The sequence below is a fragment of the Roseovarius sp. genome (genome assembly GCF_030373445.1).
Lineage (GTDB): Bacteria > Pseudomonadota > Alphaproteobacteria > Rhodobacterales > Rhodobacteraceae > Roseovarius.
Window position 1 is genome coordinate 134,309 of sequence record NZ_JAUCYU010000010.1, and the last position, 17,444, is coordinate 151,752.

A 17,444-nucleotide genomic window follows, 5' to 3' on the forward strand; every position below is an offset into this window, starting at 1 on the left:
AGGGGGCTAAGGCGAAACTTTTACGTATCAAGAGGTTTCGGCAAAATCTCGCGCAAATTTCCCGCAATGTGCCCATTTTGCTCTGCACAGGCGGCGCAGACACTGCACTTTGGGAAAAGGTACATCTCCTGTCAAAGTTTTGATTGGACAGAAATTGCCCCGGCCGCATGATCAATTACATTAATTAAATGAAATTTGCCAATTCAGGGGAGTCGACATGATTCTGAAATCCTTGGGGGCCAGTATCCGGGTATCGGGTTTGGCGATCGCGTTCTCGGCGATCGGTTACAGTGCCTCGGCCGCCGAGGCCGCCATCACCGCGTTCAAACAGGCGGTGGCCGAAGCCGCCTCGTCGGATCGCGACATCGCGGCCTTCTACCGCTCCAACAAGTTCGGTGCGGTCTGGACCGGCACGGCGGACGAGGACCGTGCCCGCAGAAGCGCGCTTCTCTCGGCGATGAAAACCGCCTCGATGCACGGCCTTCCCGCCTCGCGCTACGATACCGACCGCCTGCTGCGCGTGCTGTCCGATGTGAACACGCCGCGCAAGCGCGCCTTCGCGGAAGTGGAGATGACCAAGGCGTTCATCCAGATCGCGCGCGACATGCAGTCGGGCGCGCTGGAGCCTGCGTCGATCGATGACGGGATCAAGCGGAACGGCGTCTACAAGGATGCCGAAACCTACCTGACCGGCCTGACGGAAAGCGGCCATCCGCGCGCCTATTTCCGCACGCTGGTGCCGCAGACCCGGGAATATGCCCGCCTGATGAAAGAGAAGATGCGGCTTGAGCGTCTGATCGAAACCGGCGGCTGGGGCCCCTCGGTCCAGGCGGGCTCGCTCGAGAAAGGCCAGAGCGGACAAGCGGTCGTGGCTCTTCGCGACCGGCTCATGACGATGGGCTACCTGGGCCGCACGTCGACGATGGTCTACGATGACAACATCGAGAAGGCCGTGCTGAAGTTCCAGTCGGCCCACGGGCTCGAGCCTGATGGCAAGGCCGGGTCGAACACCATAGACGAGATCAACACCTCGCCCGCCACCCGCCTTGCGTCCGTCCTCGTTGCGATGGAACGCGAGCGCTGGCTCAACACCGAGCGGGGCGAGCGGCATATCCTCGTGAACCTTACCGATTTCTCGGCGCGGATCATTGACAACGATATCATCACCTTCGAAACCCGTGCCGTGGTGGGTGCAAACTCGCATGACCGCCGCAGCCCGGAATTCTCGGACGAGATGGAGCACCTGGTCATCAACCCGACCTGGAACGTTCCGCGCTCGATCACCGTCAACGAGTACCTGCCACAGATGCAGCGCAACCCGGGCGCCGCGGGCCACCTGCGGCTCTATGACGGGTCGGGCCGGCAGGTCAGCCGTGCACGGGTGAACTTCAACGCGTACAACAAGAACAACTTCCCCTTCGACCTCAAGCAGCCGCCGTCGAACAGCAACGCGCTGGGGCTGGTCAAGTTCATGTTCCCCAACAAGTACAACATCTACCTTCACGACACGCCCAGCAAACACCTGTTTGCCCATGCCCGCCGGGCCTACAGCCACGGGTGTATCCGGCTGGCGCAACCGTTCGACTTCGCCTACGAGATTCTGTCCAAGCAGACGGATGACCCGCAAAGCATGTTCCACCGGATCCTCGACACCGGCCAGGAGACGCAGGTCGACCTCGAGACGAAGATCCCCGTCCACATCATCTATCGGACGGCCTTCACCAATGCCCGGGGCGAGCCACAGTACCGGCAGGATGTGTACGGTCGCGACGCCCGGATCTGGGCCGCGATGAAGGATGCGGGGGTGAGTTCGCCGGCGGTCTACGCGGCCAACATGCAGATCCCCGAGCCGCAATACGTGGCACAGCCGCAGTCGACCCGGCAGGCACAGTCGAACCGGCAGCCGCAGGCGGTGCGTGTGTCTCAGCCCCAGGCCCAGATGCGCGTGGTCAACCAGCCCTACTATCGCGCGCAATCCTCTCAGCCGCAGGCTCAGACGCGGTCGTCCGGGTCGTCGCAACTCACGCGCCGCGACCGGTAAGACCGGCGGGCATCCTGGCAAGGAATTGGGGCCCCCGCTTCGGCGGGGGCCTTTCACGTTGGCACCACCGGGGCAGGGTGCCTGACGTCGCGGCGGGTTTTCGCATCGCGCATCGCCGGAGGGGTTTTCCTGATCCCGCAACGCGGCTAAGTCTGTCCGGCAGCACGAGGGGAGTCTCATGGGCTATACGATAGAGCAGATTGCGGCCGCGCTGGGAACCGAGGCCGTCGGCGACACGGCGATCGAGGTGGACGGGCTGGCCGAGCCCGCGGATGCCGGGCCGCGCCACCTGGCACTGGCGATGAAACCGCAGTTTGCCGAGCGTCTCGGCGAGGGCACGGCAAGGGCCGCGATTGTCTGGGCCGAGGCCGACTGGCGGGCGCTGGGGCTGGAGACCGCGATCCTTGCGCCGCGGCCGCGCTATGCCATGTCGGGCCTGACTGCGATGCTGGACCCGGGGCAGGGATGGGATCACGGCATTCACCCGACGGCCGTGATCCATGCGGATGCAAGGCTGGAAAAGGGGGTCAGCGTCGGCCCCTTCAGCGTGGTGTCGAAAGACGCGAATATCGGCGCGGGCACCGTGATTGGCCCGCAATGCTACATCGGTACCGGCGCCCGGATCGGGCAGATGAGCCTGGTGCGGGAAGGGGTGAAGATCGGCGCACGGGTCACGACGGGCGACCGGTTCATCGCCCAGCCCGGCGCGGCGATCGGCGGCGACGGGTTCTCCTTCGTGACCGCCGAAACCTCTGGTGTCGAGAACGTGCGCGAGACCCTTGGCAACCGCGGCGAGGCGCAGGCCCAGACCTGGACCCGGATCCACAGCCTTGGCGGGGTCCAGATCGGTGACGATGTCGAGATCGGCGCCAACACCACCATCGACTGCGGCACCATCCGCAGCACCCGTATCGGCCGGGGCACCAAGATCGACAACCTCGTGATGATCGGCCACAATGTCGAGATCGGTGAAGACTGCCTGCTCTGCGGCCAGGTCGGCATCGCCGGCTCGGCCCGGATCGGCAACAACGTCGTGATGGGCGGCAAGACCGGGATCAGCGACAACATCTTCGTGGGTGACAACGTGATCACCGGGGGTGGTACGATCGTGCTTGCCAACATCCCCGCCGGCCGTGTCATGCTGGGCTATCCGGCGATGAAGATGGAGACGACGATGGAGGTATTCAAAGGCTTCCGCCGGCTGAAGCGCCTCTTCACGGATGTGGCCGAGCTCAAGAAAACGGTTTCCAACCCGTCCGCGAAAGACTAAATCGGGCGCGACAAAAGGAAGAGGGCCGGAGCGATGGACATCAAGGACCGCGTGATAAGGATCATTGCCGAACAGGCCGTGCTCGAACCTTCCGACGTCACGATGGACAGCACGCTGGAAGACCTCGGCATCGACAGTCTCGGGCTGGTCGAAAGCATCTTCGCCATCGAGGAAGAGTTCGACATCTCAATCCCGTTCAACGCCAACGAACCGCAGGAGAGCGATTTCGACATCTCGTCGGTCGCCAGCATCGTTGCCGGAATCGAAAAGCTGGTGGCGGAACAGAAACCGTGAAAAGGGTCGTCATCACGGGCGCCGGAACGATCAACGCGCTCGGGTTCTCGGTGCCCGAAACCCTGGCCGCGATGCGAGAAGGGCGCTGCGGCATCAGCGAACTGGAGTTCCGTGATGTCGAGCGGCTGGCCATTCGCATAGGCGGCCAGGTGAAGGGTTACGAGCCCGAGGAACGGTTCAACCGTCAGCAGCTGGCGCTCTATGACCGCTTCACCCAGTTTACGCTCGTGGCCGCGCGCGAGGCCATCGCGCAGGCGGGGCTGGAGTTTTCCGGTGAACTGGCCGCGCGGGCGGGGGTCGTGCTGGGCAATTCCGGTGGCGGGATGACCACGCTCGACGAGAATTACCGTTCGGTCTACGAGGAAGGGAAGAACCGCGTGCACCCCTTCGTGGTGCCCAAGCTGATGAACAACGCGGCCGCCAGCCACGTGTCGATGGAGTTCAACCTCAAGGGCCCGAGCTTTACCGTCTCGACCGCCTGCGCCAGTTCCAACCACGCGATGGCCCAGGCCTTCCAGATGGTGCATGGCGGGGTGACGCCGGTGATGATCACCGGCGGCTCGGAATCCATGCTATGCTTCGGCGGGGTCAAGGCGTGGGAAGGTCTGCGGGTCATGTCCAAGGATGCCTGCCGCCCGTTCTCGGCCAACCGCAACGGGATGGTGCAGGGCGAGGGCGCCGGGGTGTTCGTCTTCGAGGAGCTGGAGCACGCCAGGGCGCGCGGCGCCGAGATCCTGGCCGAGGTCGCGGGCTTCGCCATGTCCTCGGATGCCTCCGATATCGTCATGCCCTCGAAACAGGGGGCGGCGCGGGCCATTCGCGGCGCGCTGCAGGATGCGCGTATCGATGCGACGGACGTGGGCTATATCAACGCCCACGGCACCGGAACGGCCGCCAATGACAAGACCGAAAGCGCGGCCGTGGCCGACGTCTTCGGCGCCCATGCCGACCGGCTGATGATTTCCTCGACCAAGTCTATGCATGGCCACCTGATCGGCGGGACCGGCGCGGTGGAGCTTTTGGCCTGCATCATGGCCGTGCGAGACGGGATCGTGGCGCCGACCATCGGCTATGAAGAACCCGATCCGGAATGTGCGCTCGACGTGGTGCCCAACGAAGCCCGCGAGGCCCATGTCGAGGTGGCGCTCTCCAACGCCTTCGCGTTCGGTGGCTTGAACGCCGTTCTGGCGCTCAAACGGTTTTCCTGAACGAAGAGCCCTCTGCCAAACGAAAAACGCCGCCCATCCAGGCGGCGTTTTCCGTATTCCGGATCGCCGGGCGCCTCAGTTCGGCGCGACCGACACGTTCTCGTAGGCCTTGGTGAACCCGGACAGCGACGCGCGGATCACCACGGTCTGGTCGGGGGCCTGTGCCGGCACGATCGTCAACAGCGCTTCGCTGCCGGCCTTGAGCGAGTCGATATCGGCTTGGGTGAAGCCGATACGGGCAAAGCAGCCGACCATCGAGCAGAAGGAATAGTTGTAGGCCTTCGCCTGGCCGCTATCCACCGCGATCTTCAGGCCCTGCGGCAGCAGCGTGCCCAGCGGCACGACGATGGTGGCGCCGGCCACGGCCTGGCTGTCGTCGGGCAGCTTGAACAGGCTGAACTCGGCCACCGGGTTGCCGGCCTCCTCGCGCAGGAGCTGGTACATCTGGCAGGGGTCGTCCTCGGCCTCGCTGCGGAAGCACTGAAGCTGCCAGTCGCCATAGGTCTCCTTGACGTAGGACGGGTCTTCCTGGACCTCCTGGCCCATGTCGAGCGTGTTGGCGTCGGCCGTGCCTTCCTCGGCCTGGGGTTCCGTCTCTGTCTGGGTTTGGGCGTCGGTCTCGGTATCGGTCGTGGCGTCGGATGTCGTGCTGTCCTGGGCCATGGCTACGGAACCGGCTGCCAGGAGCGCAATGACCGGCAGGGTGAAAAGAAATCTGGACATGAAATCCCCGTTCTGGTGATCAGTGTTTTGTCGTCGCTCCCGAGGCCGGGAACGGGCTGAGGAGATAAAATCGCACCGGTCGGCAGGTTTCAAGGCTTTCCGCCATGTGCATGCCGCCGCCTCCCATAAAAAAGGAAAAGAGACCTTTCGGTCTCTTCCCCTGTTTCTCCCTGCCGGACTGGCCGACTTAGTTATTGAGCGAACGCTATGACAGTTACCGCAACCCGTCAACAGGAATGGTTCAAAATTTTTGATGGCACTGTTAAGGGCTGAAAATGGGCTTGGAGTCGGGGGGCTGTCAGGGGCTCCGAGAGGCCGAAAAAAGGCCGCACCGAAACGGCGCGGCCAGTCTGACAGGGAGGAAGTCGCCCCGGCGCCAAGAGGACATGAGGCCCGGGGCAGTTTGAAGGTGCCAGACAATGATTAACTTAGTATGTTCAGACCGAGGAAAAATTGGGACAGGGATCTAACGATTTGGAAAGCAAGGTTTTTATTGGTGGCGGCGGGGAGGGTTACAGCGACCCGCAGGGCCTGGCGCTGAAGTACGCCAACCGTCACGGGCTGATTGCCGGGGCCACCGGCACGGGCAAGACGGTGACCCTGCAGATCCTGGCCGAAGGGTTTTCCGCCGCGGGCGTGCCGGTATTCCTGTCGGACGTGAAGGGCGACCTGTCGGGGCTTGCCGCCTCCGGCAGTGCCGAATTCAAGCTACATGATGCCTTCACCAAGCGCGCCTCAACCATAGGTTTTAACGACTACGCTTACGCAGCCTTTCCCGTCACTTTCTGGGACCTGTTCGGCGCGCAGGGACACCCCGTTCGTAGCACCGTCGCCGAGATGGGACCGCTGCTGTTTTCCCGCCTCCTGCAGCTGACGGAAGCGCAGGAAGGGATCATGAACATCGCCTTCCGCGTGGCCGACGAGGAGGGGATGCCGCTGCTCGACCTCAAGGACCTGCAGGCTCTGCTGGTCTGGGTGGGCGAGAACCGCGATGCGCTGTCGCTGCGCTATGGCAATGTCTCGACCCAGTCGGTGGGCGCCATCCAGCGGGCGCTGCTGGTGCTCGAGAACCAGGGCGGTGCCGGGTTCTTCGGCGAGCCGGCGCTTGACCTGGCGGACCTGATGACCACCGCCGCGGATGGCCGGGGGCAGGTCAACATCCTCGCCGCCGACAAGCTGATGGGCGCGCCGCGGCTTTACGCGACCTTCCTGCTGTGGCTCCTGTCCGAGCTCTTCGAGACGCTGCCCGAGGTGGGCGACCCCGACAAGCCGAAGCTGGTCTTCTTCTTCGATGAGGCGCACCTGCTGTTCGACGACGCGCCCAAGGCGCTGGTCGACAAGGTCGAACAGGTGGCCCGGCTGATCCGGTCCAAGGGCGTGGGCGTCTATTTCGTGACGCAGAACCCCGATGACATTCCCGAGGACATCCTCGGCCAGCTCGGCAACCGCTTCCAGCACGCCCTGCGCGCCTTCACCGCCCGCGACCGCAAGGCGTTGCAGCGTGCCTCGGAAACCTACCGGCCCAACCCCCGCTTCCAGACGGTCGATGCGATCCGCGATGTGGGCGTGGGCGAGGCGGTGACCTCGATGCTGGAAGACAAGGGCGTGCCGGGCATCGTCGAACGCACCCTGATCCGTCCGCCATCCTCGAAGCTCGGGCCGGCCAGCGCCACCGAGCGCGAGGCGGCCATGGCGGCCTCGCCGGTCAGGGGCAAGTACGACGAACTGCTCGACAGGAAGTCGGCCTACGAGATCCTCGCCGCCCGGGCGGAGAAGGCCGCCAAACAGGCCGAAGCCGCGGAAGAGGCGGTCGAGGAGATGCCCCCCGCCGAACGCGAGTTCAACGCGGGCCGCCGCTATTCCGGCTCGCGCGTGCCGCGCTCGACCAGCCGCGAGGATCGCAGTTTCGGCCGGAAGTTCGGTGATGCCATGTCGGACGCGGTGATCAAGGAAATGAAGGGTACCACGGGCCGGCGCATCGTGCGCGGCATCCTTGGCGGGCTGTTCAAGGGGCGCTAGGGGCGGATATCCCGCAACCCGTCAAGCAGCGTCTCGTAGAAGGCCTCCGCCTTGCGGATGCGCGGGGCGGGCAGGGGCTTCGCCTCGATCCGGATCAGCACCTCGACCCCCAGCATGAAGGGCAGCCAGACGTGGCGTTCGACGTTATCGAGCGCAAATGCCTCGGCGAAGGCGTCGTTGCCCCGGGCGTCGACCCCGAACCGCGCCTCCCCCGAAGGGATGAGCCCGCGGCGCGCCATGTGCGACAGGAAACGCGCCATGTCCTTGTAGATCGGCAGCTTCGCCGAGCCGCCGGTGTCGATCCCCGTCAGGCGCGTCCCCTGCGCCAACAGGTTGTTGGGGTGAAAATCGCCGTGGCTGATCGCCACCCGCCAGCGGCCCACCTCGTGAGGGGCTGAAATGCGCTGCAGCTCGGCCAACACCGCCTCTTCGGCCCGGCGCAGCACCCCATTGCGCTGCCGCGCCATTCCGCGCTCGACGCGCTTGAACCACCCGTCGAGCCGCACCTCCGTCAACTCTTCGCTGGGCGCAGTGTACTTGCGCAGCCACTGCGCAGCAGGTGGCAGGAAATCCCCCCGATGCGCCCCGTCGGTTGCCCGGATCACCTCCATCAGCGGCTGTCCCGGAACCCGTTCAACCACGACCAGCCCCAGTTCCGGCACATGCGCCAGCGGCCTGTTCACCCGGAAATCGCCCTCCGACATGTAGCGCTCGGTGCGCTGCAACTCGGCCCAGTCCCGCGTCGCATAGTCATCGGCATGTTCGATGTAGAACCGGAAGATCGCCGGGCGCTCCCCGAAGCGGCCCGACAGGATCGCGCGCTTGCCCGGCACCAGCCGGAGCACCTCCTCCAGGACAGCTCCTGCCAGCCGCGCGTCCTTCGCGGCCAACGCCTCGAAAGCCTGCACGAGGTCCATCATCGCATCCATGTCGGGCAGGGGAGAAGGGCCGCGCGTTTTCGCCATGACCGCCACAATTCCGCATGCTCCGTGGGGCGTCAACCGAATTGAACCCGGGTCCACCCCCGTCTATGGTGACGCAAAATCCGGCAAGACTTGCGAGGCGCCCATGACCGACACACCCGTTTCCGAAATGTCCTTCGAGGAGGCCATGAAAGAGCTCGAACAGGTGGTCAGCAAGCTGGAGCGAGGCGACGTGGCGCTGGAGGATTCCATCAAACTCTACGAACGCGGTGCCGAGCTGAAGAAGCGCTGCGAGACCAAGCTCAAGGAAGCCGAGGAAAAGGTCGCCGCCATCACGCTCGACGGCGAAGGCAACCCGACCGGCACGACACCCGTCGAAAACTTGTGAGCTTCGGAATGGATGACGGGTTTGCCGGGGTGCGCGCCTCGGTCGAGGCGCATCTCGCCGATGTGCTGGAACCCTTCGGCGAGGGCCCCGTGGCACAGGCGATGCGCTACGCGGTGCGCGGCGGCAAGCGGGTGCGCGCGGCGCTGGTGATGGAAGGCGCGCGGCTGCACGGGGTTGCCGACGCCCGGTCGATCTGGCCCGCCTGCGCGATCGAGGCCATGCATGCCTACAGCCTTGTCCACGACGACCTGCCCTGCATGGACGATGACGACCTGCGCCGGGGCCAGCCCACCGTGCACGTGAAATGGGACGAGGCGACCGCCGTTCTGACCGGTGACGCGCTGCAATCGCTCGCCTTCGAGCTGGCGGCCCATCCGGACGGGGCAGAGACACCCGAGGCCCGCGCCGACCTTGCCCTGACGCTCGCCCGCGCGGCGGGCGGGCAGGGGATGGTGCTGGGCCAGGCCCTCGACATCGCCGCCGAAACCGCCGCGGCGCCGCTGACCCTCGAAGACATCACGGCCCTGCAAGCCGGCAAGACCGGCGCGCTCATCGGCTGGGCCGCCACCGCCGGGCCGCGCATGGCGGGCGCCGACACCGGCGCGCTCAACCGATACGCCGCCGCGCTTGGCCTTGCCTTCCAGATACAGGACGACGTGATCGACGTGACCGGCGATGCGTCCGCCGCGGGCAAGGCCGTGGGCAAGGATGAAGCCGCCGGAAAGGCCACCTTCGTGTCGCTCCTCGGCCTCGATGCGGCCCGCACCCGCGCCGCGGCCCTTGTAGAAGAGGCGTGCGAGGCCATATCTTGCTATGGTCAGGAGGCCGAGCGCTTGCGGCAGCTGGCGCGCTTCGTTATCTCACGCCAGACCTGACGGAAGCGTCGAGCCAGAGAGGGGATCCCCCGTGTCAGACCGCCCGAATACACCCCTGCTGGACCAGGTGAAAACGCCCGCCGACATGAAGCGGTTCAGCGATGCGCAGCTTGTGCAGCTGGCCGACGAGCTGCGGCAGGAAACCATTTCGGCCGTCTCCGAAACCGGCGGCCATCTCGGCGCGGGCCTGGGCGTGGTCGAACTGACCGTCGCGCTGCACCATGTCTTCGACACGCCCCGCGACAAGCTGATCTGGGACGTCTCGCACCAGTGCTACCCGCACAAGATCTTGACCGGCCGCCGCGACCGCATCCGCACGATCCGCCAGAAGGACGGGCTCTCGGGCTTCACCAAGCGCACCGAGTCGCCCTATGACCCGTTCGGCGCCGCCCACAGCTCCACCTCGATCAGCGCGGCGCTCGGCTTCGCCGTGGCGCGCGACCTTGGCGGCGTGTGCGACACCGGCCATGGCGACGCCATCGCGGTCATCGGTGACGGCGCGATGAGCGCCGGCATGGCCTTCGAGGCGATGAACAACGCGGGCCACCTCAAGAAGCGTCTGATCGTCATCCTCAACGACAACGAGATGTCGATCGCCCCGCCGGTGGGCGCGCTCTCCTCCTATCTCTCGCGCCTCTACGCGGGGGAGCCGTTCCAGGAATTCAAGGCGGCCGCCAAGGGGGCCGTGTCCCTCCTGCCGATGCCCTTCCAGGAAGGCGCGCGCCGGGCCAAGGAGATGCTCAAGGGCATGACCGTCGGCGGCACGCTGTTCGAGGAACTGGGCTTTTCCTATGTCGGCCCCATCGACGGGCATGACATGCAGCAGCTTCTGCCCGTCCTGCGCACCGTGCGGCAGCGGGCGACCGGCCCGATCCTGATCCACGCCATCACCCGGAAGGGCAAGGGCTATGCCCCGGCCGAACAGTCAAGCGACGCGGGCCATGCCCGGGCCAGGTTCGACGTGGTCACCGGCGAGCAGCAGAAGAAGCCCTCGAACGCGCCGAGCTATACCAAGGTCTTCGCCAACGCCCTGCTGGAGCACGCCGCACAGGATGACCGGGTCTGCGCCATCACCGCCGCCATGCCCGACGGTACCGGCCTCGACCTCTTCGAGAAACGCTATCCCAGCCGCTGCTTCGACGTGGGCATTGCCGAACAGCACGCCGTCACCTTCGCGGGCGGGCTTGCGGCGGGGGGCATGAAACCCTTCGCGGCGCTTTATTCCACCTTCCTGCAGCGCGGCTACGACCAGGTCGTGCATGACATCGCCATCCAGAACCTGCCGGTCCGCTTCGCCATCGACCGCGCCGGGCTCGTCGGGGCCGATGGCCCGACCCATGCCGGCGCCTTCGACGTGGTCTACCTTGCCTGCCTGCCGAATTTCACCGTGATGGCAGCGGCGGACGAGGCCGAGCTTGTCCACATGGTCGCCACCGCCGTGGCGCATGACAGCGGGCCCATCGCCTTCCGCTATCCGCGGGGCGAGGGGCAGGGGGTCACCATGCCCGAGCGCGGCGAAGTGCTGGAAATCGGCAAGGGCCGGATCGTCAGCGAGGGCGCCCGCGTCGCCATCCTCTCCTTCGGCACGCGGCTGGGCGAGGTGCGCAAGGCGCGCGAGGCGCTGATGCAGCGCGGGGTCGAGCCGACCATCGCCGACGCCCGCTTCGCCAAGCCGCTCGATTCCGACCTGATCCTCGACCTCGCCGCCCGGCACGAGGCGCTAATCACCATCGAGGAGGGCTCGGTCGGCGGCTTCGGCAGCCACGTGGCCCAGCTTCTGGCGGAAAACGGTGTCTTCGACCATGGGCTGAAATTCCGCTCCATGGTCCTGCCCGACGTCTTCATCGACCAGTCGAGCCCCGACGACATGTACGCCACCGCGAAACTCAGCGCGGCGCATATCGAGGCCAAGGTGCTCGACGTCTTGGGCGTGGCCGCCCTCAAGGACAAGCGCGCCTAACTAGGCCCCATAAACGCGAAAGGCCGGGAACACCCCCCGGCCCTTCTTCTGGCTGAAAATATCCCGGGGGTTTGGGGGCTGGCCCCCAATCCGCCCGATGCCATCAAGCGCGACGCCGCCGACGCCCACCCCGGCCACGGCCTTCCGCTTCCTCGCCCGGCTTCGGCGGCGCCTTGTTGAACCGGATCCAGTCACCGCCATGCGGGTCGTTGTTGGTCAGGAAGTTGGCGGCGCGGATGGCCTCCATCTCCTTGCCTGCCTTGGGCTTTGTCGAGCCCAGGCCGAAGAGCTGGCAGAACGTTTCGTCATCCATGTCCTCGGGCAGCACGATCCCCAGCGCGGCAACCTCGGCCTTCTTGGCCTCGATCTCCGACTGTTTCACCGGCAGCGCGATCGGGTTCATGATCGCGCTGGTCATGCCCGCGCCCATCGCCATCGGCAGGAAGGCGTTGTTGATACCGTGCCGGTTCGGCAGGCCGAACGAGATGTTCGAGGCGCCGCAGGTCGTGTTCACGCCCAGCTCGTCGCGCAGGCGGCGGACGAGGGTGAAGACCTGCTGACCGGCGGTCGCCATGGCGCCGATCGGCATCACCAGCGGGTCGACCACGATGTCATGGGCGGGAATGCCGAAATCGGCGGCGCGTTCGACGATCTTCTTGGCCACGGCAAAACGCACATCGGGGTCTTCGGAAATGCCGGTATCGTCGTTCGAGATCGCCACCACCGGCACGTTGTATTTCTTGACCAGCGGCAGCACCAGGTCCAGCCGCTCTTCCTCGCCCGTGACGGAGTTCAGAAGCGGGCGGCCATGCGCGGCGGCCAGCCCGGCCTCGAGCGCCCCCGGCACCGAGCTGTCGATGCAGAGCGGCACATCCACCAGTCCCTGCACCAGCTCGACCACCTTGGTCATCAGCGGCGGCTCGGTCTGGTTCGGATCGGGGTTCGAGTTGTAGACAACGCCCGCGTTGATATCGAGCACGTTGGCGCCCGCCGCGACCTGCGCCAGGGCATCGGACTCCACGGTCGAGAAATCGCCCGCTTCCAGCTCGGCGGCCAGCTTCTTGCGCCCCGTGGGGTTGATCCGCTCGCCGATCACGCAGAACGGTTCATCGAAGCCGATGACAGCGGTTTTGGTTTTGCTCTCGACGATGGTACGGGTCATTTTCGATCCTTCAGGAGGCGTTTGCGGGTTTGGTGGCGTCGCCACCGTTCTCGATCGCCCAGGTGGCGTTCGTCTTGATGCCGCCCAGCGGGAAGAAGTGGACGTTGGTGATGTTGAAATCGGGGTTGGCCTCGCGATGCGCGGCCAGGTCGCGCAGCACGTCATGCGGCTCGTAGGGGAGCAGCAGTTTCGAGACGTCCATCGCGCGCTTCTGCAGCACCTTCAGCGACGGGCCGACACCACAGGCGATGGCGAACTTGATCAGCGTCTGCAGCTTCGCGGGACCGGCGATGCCAATATGGATCGGCAGGGTGACGCCAGCAGCCGACAGACGGTTGGCCCACGCGATCATCGGCTTGGCGTCGAAGGCGAACTGGGTGGCGATGGCCATCTCGGCATCGGTGCGCTCCGAGAATTTCTGCTTCCATTGCAGCGCCTCGTCGACGGTTGCGGTGCCACCATTGGGGTCGATGTCGCGGTTGCCCTCGGGGTGGCCGGCCACGTGCAGGCGCTTGAAGCCCGCCTTGTCGAACTCGCCCGATTCCATCAGCTGCATCGAGCTGTGGAAATCGCCATGCGGCTGGTCCACGCCGCCGGCCAGTAGCAGCGCCTGCTCGACCCCGGCCTCGCCGTTGTAGCGGGCGATCCAGTCGGCCAGCGTGGCCTTGTCCTTGATGATACGCGCCGGAAAGTGCGGCATCACCGGGTAACCCTCGTCGGCCAGGCGCTTGGCGGTGGCGACCATGTCGTTGATCGGCGTGCCCTCGATATGGGCGATGTAGACGCGCGTGCCCTCGGGCAGCAGGTCGCGGAAATTCTCGACCTTCTCGGCGGTGCGCGGCATCACCTCGATCGAGTAGCCTTGCAGAACCGCCTCGAGCCGGCCGTCGGCCACGATCGCGGGTTTCTCACGCTTCTTGAAGTTCAACAAAGCCATCACGGCCTCCCATAGCGCAGGTTTCGGGCTCATGCCCAGCCTTCATTGGCGATCAGGGCCTTGATGCGCTCCTGATCATACTCCGCGTCCAGCCGGGCCGCCTCGGCCTCGGCAACGTCCGCCGCCTCTCCCTCGACCGGGTAGGGCGCAGCCTTGCGCCACTCGGCCAGATAGGTGTCGGTATCCGACGCCCCCACCTTCATCGCGGCGCGGTCGATCGCCTGCTCGAAACGCTCGGGCAGTTGCTTTTTCGCGCCGCGGCGGCCCTTTCCGACGATGACTTGCGCCGGAATATCCCGCCAGTAGACGATGGTGACATCAACCATGACTGATTCCTCGTTTTCAGTGGCCTCTCTCTAAAGCAGCATGGGCCACCGGCAGGGTCGAATTTCGACAGAACGCGCGCATACTGCGACAGTCTGACCCTAGCGAGCCATCGCGCCCCGTTCCAGTACCGTTAGCCGGAAATGCTTTCATATTCATAATGTGAAACGCCAAACGCTTGCGCGACGCGCCGCAAGAGCCTACCTTTGATTCAACTCGAAATGGAGGGCGTAAGAGTATGGCGCCCAAGCGTCCCGTAAGTGCGGGCGCGATCCCGAAAGCGGTAGAGAGCCCCGCACTGACCCGGCCCGATGCGCCGCCGCTTTACGCGGCGTTGGATCTGGGCACCAACAGTTGCCGTATGCTGATTGCCCGTCCCAAGGGCGGCCAATTTTCAGTTGTCGACAGCTTCTCCAAGTCTGTCCAGCTCGGCTCGGGACTCGAGAAGAGCGGGCGGCTTTCGCGTGCCTCGATCTACCGGACGATCCAGGCGTTGCGGGTCTGCCAGCAGAAGCTCAAGCGCAACAAGGTGCTCAAGATGCGCCTCGTCGCGACCGAGGCCTGCCGCCGCGCCGCCAACGGGCGCGAGTTCATGGACCGGGTCTATCGCGAAACCGGCCTGCGGCTGGAAATCATCCAGCCCCAGCAGGAGGCCCAGCTTGCCGTCGTTTCCTGCGCGCCGCTGGTCAGCCCGAAGACCGAACAACTTCTGGTGGTGGATATCGGCGGGGGCTCGACAGAACTGGTCTGGATCGACCTGACCGACGTCCCGCCCCAGGGCCGGGCGCGTGCGATCATGCGGATGCATGGCGGCTTCGACCTGCCCGATGATGGCGGGCCCCGGGCGCGGGTCGTCGACTGGATCAGCGTGCCGTTGGGCGTTGCCACCCTGCGCGACCAGTTCCGCGACGTCGAGGATGACAGCGCGCGCTTCGCGCTGATGAGCTGGTTCTTCGAGGAAAACCTCGCCGAATTCGCGCCCTACAAGGACGAACCCCCGCGCGAGGGCTTCCAGATCGTCGGCACCTCCGGCACCGTCACCACCGTCGCCGCCAGCCACCTGGGCCTCAAGCGCTATGACCGCAACAAGGTCGACGGGCTTCGCATGACCTCGGATGAAATCGACAAGGTGATCCGCAACTACCTTGCCCTCGGCCCCGCCGGGCGGCGCCGCGACCCTCGCATCGGCATCGACCGGCAGGCCCTGATCATGTCGGGCGCGGCAATCCTTCAGGCCCTGCTGCGCTGCTGGCCCACCGATCGGCTTTCGGTGGCCGATCGCGGGCTGCGCGAGGGCATACTCTACGCGCTCATGTCCTCCGACGGGGTGCTCGAAGATACGGACGCATGATGGCCAAGAAACCGGACGGAAAAAACACCTCGGGGCGCGGACAGCGCGATCTGACGGTCAAGGTGAAAACCGCGCGGGGGCGCAAGTCGTCCTCGACCCGCTGGCTGCAACGGCAGCTGAACGACCCTTACGTGAAACGGGCGCAGGCCGAGGGCTATCGCGGCCGCGCGGCCTTCAAGATCATGGAACTCGACGACAAGTTCCGCTTCCTCGTTCCGGGCGCGCGGGTGGTCGACCTCGGCTGCGCCCCCGGCGGCTGGTGCCAGGTGGCGGTGCCCCGTGTGAACGCCCTGGGCGAGAAGGCGGGCAAGGCGCGGGGCTTCATCCTCGGGGTCGACCTGCAGGAGGTGGAGCCCATCGCCGGGGTCGATCTGCACCAGCTCGATTTCATGGACGAGGGGGCCGACGACAAGGTCAAGGAATGGCTCGGCGGCAAGGCCGATGTCGTCATGTCCGACATGGCGGCCGCCAGTTCCGGCCACAAGCAGACCGACCATTTGCGCATCATCGCCCTTTGCGAGGCCGCGGCCTATCTCGCCTTCGACGTGCTGGAAGAGGGCGGCACTTTCGTCTCGAAAGTCCTGGCCGGCGGGGCCGAGGGCGAATTGCAGAAGCTCCTCAAGCAGCGCTTCACCAAGGTCGCCAACGTCAAGCCGCCGGCATCGCGATCCGACAGTTCCGAGAAGTTCGTGGTGGCAACGGGCTACCGCGGCGCGCCCGAGTAGCCCTCAGCCCCGGGCCGACAAGGTCTGCGCCGCCCGCTTGGCGAACGCGGCGCTGTCCTCCTGGGCCATCTCTTTCGTCAGCCACGTCTCACGGCGCAGCGCCGCAAGGTTGTCCTGGCGGATCAGTTCGAACAGCCGCGCATGGCGCGACGGGGTGACGGGCAGGGGCAGCGGGGCAGGGCGCAAGGCACGAATCTCCAGGTACTCGCAAGACACTACATTACCCGGAGTTACCATCGGATTGAGGCGTAATCTGCCCGAAACGAGGGGCTTTGCGTGACAAACCGGCCTAGATCGTCAACACCAGCGCCAATGACAGCAGGGTCAGCGCGCTGGTGCCCACGATGATCTGCGCGATCCGGTCGGCCCGCACGTCGTAGAGCAGCGCCATGCTGAAGGCCATCGCCCCCGCGGGGCCGGCCGCGGCAAGGATGAACTGCTGGCTTTGAGGGGTCCAGCCCGGCGACACGGCGGCGAAAACCACCCAGATCAGCGCCGGAAAGGCCAGCATCTTGATCGCACCCACCGTCAGCACCACCGGATCGGCCGACATGCGCGTCTTCGACAGCACCACGCCCAGGGCAAACAGCGCGATCGGCGGGGCCGCGGCGCCGTTGAAGTCGATGAACGTATCCACCGGCCCGGGCATAGCTACCTGCGCCAGCCCGGCGACAAGCCCGGCGAGAATGGCCACGATCAGCGGCATCCGCACCAGTTTCCCGGCAATCGCGCCGGGCTGCCACGCGTCGCTGCCGTGAAGCTCCAGGAAAATCAGCGAGCCCGCGAACAGGAACAGCACGTCCAGCACGATGACTGAAACGACGGGCCCGACGCCTCCTGCGCCGTAGACCAGCTGCGAGATCGGCAGGATATACATCACCGTGTTGGAAAACACCGCGCAGACGCCCAGCAGCACCGCCTCCGTCACGGCACAGGCAAAGAACCTGCGCGCCCCGAGGTACACGAGCACGAAAACCACGGCTTCGCCCGCGGCATAGATCAGAAGCTTGTCCCAGACGAACGCCCCGAAATCCGACCGTGCCAGCAGCCCGAACACCAGCACCGGCATCGGGATCGACATGGCGAACCGGTTGATGATCCGGGCGTTCTCTTCGGTCGCCCGCCCGGTGCGGCCCAGCAGGTAACCGATGATGGCAATCGCGAAGATCGGCAGGATCGGGTCGGTCAGAAACTTGATAATGCTGGGCAATCTCGCGCTCCTTTCCCCCATCAATAGAGCAGTC

At 65.6% G+C, this 17,444-nt stretch carries 17 protein-coding genes; 10 read left to right on the top strand and 7 right to left on the bottom strand.

The features are described from left to right. The first annotated feature begins 217 nt into the window (after positions 1-217). From QUV18_RS17670 to QUV18_RS17685, 4 genes are all read left to right on the top strand, one after another. Positions 218-2,041 (top strand): L,D-transpeptidase family protein, encoded by a 1,824-nt coding sequence (locus QUV18_RS17670; protein ID WP_300895400.1) that lies wholly within the window; start codon positions 218-220, stop codon positions 2,039-2,041. 178 nt (positions 2,042-2,219) lie between these two features. Continuing rightward, positions 2,220-3,311: a UDP-3-O-(3-hydroxymyristoyl)glucosamine N-acyltransferase gene (lpxD, locus tag QUV18_RS17675; protein WP_300895402.1), complete on the top strand. Its 1,092-nt coding sequence runs from the start codon at positions 2,220-2,222 to the stop codon at positions 3,309-3,311. A 33-nt stretch (positions 3,312-3,344) separates the two neighbouring features. Then, complete coding sequence (locus QUV18_RS17680; RefSeq protein ID WP_300895403.1) at positions 3,345-3,605, top strand: acyl carrier protein; 261 nt, start codon at positions 3,345-3,347, stop codon at positions 3,603-3,605. Next, on the top strand, positions 3,602-4,813 hold the full coding sequence (locus QUV18_RS17685; protein WP_300895406.1) for a beta-ketoacyl-[acyl-carrier-protein] synthase family protein: 1,212 nt from the start codon (positions 3,602-3,604) through the stop codon (positions 4,811-4,813). Before QUV18_RS17680 ends, QUV18_RS17685 begins: the two co-directional genes overlap by 4 nt. A gap of 75 nt (positions 4,814-4,888) precedes the next feature. Here QUV18_RS17685 and QUV18_RS17690 read toward each other — a convergent pair whose 3' ends face one another. After that, positions 4,889-5,536, bottom strand: coding sequence for an invasion associated locus B family protein (locus QUV18_RS17690; protein WP_300895407.1), 648 nt, complete (start codon positions 5,534-5,536; stop codon positions 4,889-4,891). A 474-nt stretch (positions 5,537-6,010) separates the two neighbouring features. On the opposite strand from QUV18_RS17690, the gene QUV18_RS17695 reads away from it, so the two are divergent. Beyond that, a complete protein-coding gene (locus QUV18_RS17695; protein ID WP_300895409.1) occupies positions 6,011-7,555 on the top strand; it encodes a helicase HerA-like domain-containing protein in 1,545 nt (514 codons plus the stop codon). Here the strand turns inward: QUV18_RS17695 and QUV18_RS17700 are convergent. Next, on the bottom strand, positions 7,552-8,520 hold the full coding sequence (locus QUV18_RS17700) for a phosphotransferase (protein WP_300895411.1): 969 nt from the start codon (positions 8,518-8,520) through the stop codon (positions 7,552-7,554). The genes QUV18_RS17695 and QUV18_RS17700 overlap by 4 nt on opposite strands. A gap of 103 nt (positions 8,521-8,623) precedes the next feature. On the opposite strand from QUV18_RS17700, the gene QUV18_RS17705 reads away from it, so the two are divergent. Genes QUV18_RS17705 through dxs form a run of 3 tightly spaced genes read left to right on the top strand, consistent with a single transcriptional unit; the run spans position 8,624 to position 11,701 of the window. After that, on the top strand, positions 8,624-8,866 hold the full coding sequence (locus tag QUV18_RS17705) for an exodeoxyribonuclease VII small subunit (RefSeq protein WP_300895413.1): 243 nt from the start codon (positions 8,624-8,626) through the stop codon (positions 8,864-8,866). A gap of 8 nt (positions 8,867-8,874) precedes the next feature. Beyond that, on the top strand, positions 8,875-9,741 hold the full coding sequence (locus tag QUV18_RS17710; RefSeq protein ID WP_300895481.1) for a polyprenyl synthetase family protein: 867 nt from the start codon (positions 8,875-8,877) through the stop codon (positions 9,739-9,741). A gap of 31 nt (positions 9,742-9,772) precedes the next feature. Continuing rightward, entirely contained in the window at positions 9,773-11,701 is a 1,929-nt protein-coding gene (gene dxs, locus QUV18_RS17715) for a 1-deoxy-D-xylulose-5-phosphate synthase (RefSeq protein ID WP_300895415.1), read from the top strand. Positions 11,702-11,804: 103 nt separating this feature from the next. On the opposite strand, the gene QUV18_RS17720 is transcribed toward dxs, so the two are convergent. From QUV18_RS17720 to QUV18_RS17730, 3 genes are read right to left on the bottom strand one after another with little or no spacing between them, the layout of a single operon-like run. Then, positions 11,805-12,863 (bottom strand): methyltetrahydrofolate cobalamin methyltransferase, encoded by a 1,059-nt coding sequence (locus QUV18_RS17720; RefSeq protein ID WP_300895417.1) that lies wholly within the window; start codon positions 12,861-12,863, stop codon positions 11,805-11,807. Positions 12,864-12,873: 10 nt separating this feature from the next. Next, positions 12,874-13,800: a methylenetetrahydrofolate reductase gene (locus tag QUV18_RS17725; protein ID WP_300895482.1), complete on the bottom strand. Its 927-nt coding sequence runs from the start codon at positions 13,798-13,800 to the stop codon at positions 12,874-12,876. Between the two features lie 29 nt (positions 13,801-13,829). After that, a complete protein-coding gene (locus QUV18_RS17730; protein ID WP_300895418.1) occupies positions 13,830-14,126 on the bottom strand; it encodes a virulence factor in 297 nt (98 codons plus the stop codon). 236 nt (positions 14,127-14,362) lie between these two features. On the opposite strand from QUV18_RS17730, the gene QUV18_RS17735 reads away from it, so the two are divergent. Beyond that, complete coding sequence (locus QUV18_RS17735; protein WP_300895419.1) at positions 14,363-15,475, top strand: Ppx/GppA phosphatase family protein; 1,113 nt, start codon at positions 14,363-14,365, stop codon at positions 15,473-15,475. Beyond that, positions 15,475-16,200 carry an RlmE family RNA methyltransferase gene (locus QUV18_RS17740; RefSeq protein WP_300895420.1) on the top strand — a complete coding sequence of 242 codons (726 nt, stop codon included), beginning with the start codon at positions 15,475-15,477 and terminating at the stop codon, positions 16,198-16,200. Before QUV18_RS17735 ends, QUV18_RS17740 begins: the two co-directional genes overlap by 1 nt. 3 nt (positions 16,201-16,203) lie before the next feature. Here QUV18_RS17740 and QUV18_RS17745 read toward each other — a convergent pair whose 3' ends face one another. Then, on the bottom strand, positions 16,204-16,386 hold the full coding sequence (locus QUV18_RS17745; protein ID WP_300895421.1) for a hypothetical protein: 183 nt from the start codon (positions 16,384-16,386) through the stop codon (positions 16,204-16,206). Between the two features lie 103 nt (positions 16,387-16,489). Further along, entirely contained in the window at positions 16,490-17,410 is a 921-nt protein-coding gene (locus QUV18_RS17750; protein ID WP_300895422.1) for an AEC family transporter, read from the bottom strand. Positions 17,411-17,444: the final 34 nt, after the last annotated feature.

What these genes read in the sequence shown, in the direction of transcription:
- lpxD (WP_300895402.1), top strand. Translation starts at nt 2,220, where the DNA reads ATGGGCTATACGATAGAGCAGATTGCGGCCGCGCTGGGAACCGAGGCC.
- QUV18_RS17690 (WP_300895407.1), bottom strand. Translation starts at nt 5,536, where the DNA reads ATGTCCAGATTTCTTTTCACCCTGCCGGTCATTGCGCTCCTGGCAGCC.
- QUV18_RS17730 (WP_300895418.1), bottom strand. Translation starts at nt 14,126, where the DNA reads ATGGTTGATGTCACCATCGTCTACTGGCGGGATATTCCGGCGCAAGTC.
- QUV18_RS17725 (WP_300895482.1), bottom strand. Translation starts at nt 13,800, where the DNA reads ATGGCTTTGTTGAACTTCAAGAAGCGTGAGAAACCCGCGATCGTGGCC.
- QUV18_RS17735 (WP_300895419.1), top strand. Translation starts at nt 14,363, where the DNA reads ATGGCGCCCAAGCGTCCCGTAAGTGCGGGCGCGATCCCGAAAGCGGTA.
- QUV18_RS17705 (WP_300895413.1), top strand. Translation starts at nt 8,624, where the DNA reads ATGACCGACACACCCGTTTCCGAAATGTCCTTCGAGGAGGCCATGAAA.
- QUV18_RS17680 (WP_300895403.1), top strand. Translation starts at nt 3,345, where the DNA reads ATGGACATCAAGGACCGCGTGATAAGGATCATTGCCGAACAGGCCGTG.
- QUV18_RS17710 (WP_300895481.1), top strand. Translation starts at nt 8,875, where the DNA reads ATGGATGACGGGTTTGCCGGGGTGCGCGCCTCGGTCGAGGCGCATCTC.
- QUV18_RS17740 (WP_300895420.1), top strand. Translation starts at nt 15,475, where the DNA reads ATGGCCAAGAAACCGGACGGAAAAAACACCTCGGGGCGCGGACAGCGC.
- QUV18_RS17670 (WP_300895400.1), top strand. Translation starts at nt 218, where the DNA reads ATGATTCTGAAATCCTTGGGGGCCAGTATCCGGGTATCGGGTTTGGCG.
- QUV18_RS17700 (WP_300895411.1), bottom strand. Translation starts at nt 8,520, where the DNA reads ATGGCGAAAACGCGCGGCCCTTCTCCCCTGCCCGACATGGATGCGATG.
- QUV18_RS17720 (WP_300895417.1), bottom strand. Translation starts at nt 12,863, where the DNA reads ATGACCCGTACCATCGTCGAGAGCAAAACCAAAACCGCTGTCATCGGC.